We start from the raw sequence: 2,005 nt of genomic DNA, 5'->3' as shown, positions 1-2,005 counted from the left end.
GAATGTACGCCATTTTTCCTTCTCTTGAACATGTGATTCAATCATGTCGCGCTTCAGTTCCCAAGCCTTCGTGCTTACGTCAACATGATACTGCTCCGGATTCGACTTGCGCAAATATTCCGGCCAGAACAGCTGAAGCTGCTCCATATGGTAATTACGGATTTCTTCCAGATTCGGCCGCTCATAGACTAGTTTGCCGTCCCGATATACAGGTTGAAGCAGCAGTTCTGCTTCATAGTGCTCTACATACTTATGCAAATATGGATGAATCGGATCGAACAATTTAATCTTTGCCCGACGTTTTACCTCATCTTCTTCAGAGAGGCAAATGTAATCTGCAATTGCTTTTTTCTTCTTCTTATGAATAATGCGGTATACGTCTTTCTTGCCTGGAGTCGTTACCTTCTCAGGATTAGCCGAGATCTTGATTGTCGGCTTCATCTCGCCGTTCACTTCACGCGATACGAGCTTGTACACTCCGCCAAGAGATGGCTGATCCGCTGCTGTAATAAGCTGCGTACCAACTCCCCACATATCCACGCGGGCACCCTGCGATTTCAAGTCTGAGATGGTATATTCATCCAGATCATTGGACGCACATATTTGTACATCCTTCAAACCAGCATCATCCAACAACTTACGGGCTTGAATCGACAAATAGGCAATATCCCCGCTATCGAGTCGGATGGCTTGCAGCTTCTTCCCTTTCTTCTCCAACTCCATACCAATCTGAATGGCATTCGGTATTCCACTGTGCAGCGTATCATACGTATCAACGAGCAGCGTCACCTGATCAGGCAATGCTTCAGCGAACACTTGGAAGGCCTCTTCCTCGCTCTCGAAGCTCTGCACCCATGCGTGTGCATGCGTACCTTTTGTCGGAATGCCGAATCTGCGGCCTGCCAGCATGTTAGACGTTGCATGGAAGCCAGCCAAGTAAGCGGCGCGTGCCCCCCATAGAGCTGCGTCGGCTTCCTGTGCACGACGTGTGCCGAATTCCATCAGAATATCAGTGGAAGCAACATGCTTAATGCGCGATGCCTTCGTTGCAATGAGTGTCTGGAAGTTCATGAAGTTCAGCAGTGCCGTCTCGATCAGCTGAGTCTCGAACACGCGTCCTTCAACACGAATAAGCGGTTCATTCGCAAATACAAGCGTACCTTCCCGAACCGCGTCGATCTGTCCCGTAAAGCGGAAGTTGCGCAGTTCCTCCAGAAATGCTTCTTCGTACTGCTCTTCCTGCATGCCGAGATACTCAATATCTTCTGTTGTAAAATGCAAGCGTTCAATATATTCAACGATGCGCTCAAGGCCAGCGAACACAGCATACCCGTTATGGAAGGGCAGCTTGCGGAAAAAAGCTTCGAACACAGTCTGCTGATTGTGAGTGCCATTTTTCCAGTGTGCATACATCATATTAATTTGATATTTATCTGTGTGTAGGGCCATTGATGTATTCATCAGGTCATCTCTCTTTCTACCACTTACCAGTCATACAGTATGCGGCATTAACTATTCTGTGCGGTACCCACTTATAATCTGAGCACCGAGTGAATTGCGGAAGTGCTGTAGCGCCCATTCATGCGCATGCCCATTGAAGGTGGCGACAGCATCCTCATGGACAATAATCTTATATCCCATATTATAAGCATCTACAGCTGTATGAAGCACGCAGATGTCCGTACATACTCCAACTAAATGGACTTCTTCTATCTGTCTTGCTCGCAGTCTCATATCAAGATCCGTGCCGCAGAATGAGCTGTATCTGGTCTTATCCATCCAGTATACTTCGGATTGATGGCGTTCGTATACTTCAGCTGCTTGACCGTATAGATTGCGCCCATCCGTGCCCCTAATATTATGCGGCGGGAACAGAGCTGTTTCAGGATGATAGGGATCTTGTTCTTCGTGCAGATCAACCGCCATCGTCACGAAATCCCCAGCATTCACGAAGGAATCTATCAACTCCGCAACACGATTCTCAATATGTACGGCCGGTTCCCCG

General features: G+C 47.8%; 2 protein-coding genes. Both read right to left on the bottom strand.

The genetic code is table 11. The features are described from left to right. A partial coding sequence (locus AZ66_RS28775; RefSeq protein WP_044358062.1) for a nicotinate phosphoribosyltransferase occupies positions 1-1,461 on the bottom strand: 1,461 nt, incomplete at its 3' end. A 51-nt stretch (positions 1,462-1,512) separates the two neighbouring features. Next, a partial coding sequence (locus tag AZ66_RS28770) for a cysteine hydrolase family protein (protein WP_044358061.1) occupies positions 1,513-2,005 on the bottom strand: 493 nt, incomplete at its 5' end.

The organism is Paenibacillus sp. E194 (assembly GCF_000935845.1).
In the GTDB taxonomy this organism is placed as follows: domain Bacteria; phylum Bacillota; class Bacilli; order Paenibacillales; family Paenibacillaceae; genus Paenibacillus_B; species Paenibacillus_B alvei_B.
This window is presented reverse-complemented; position numbering and strand designations above follow the sequence as displayed.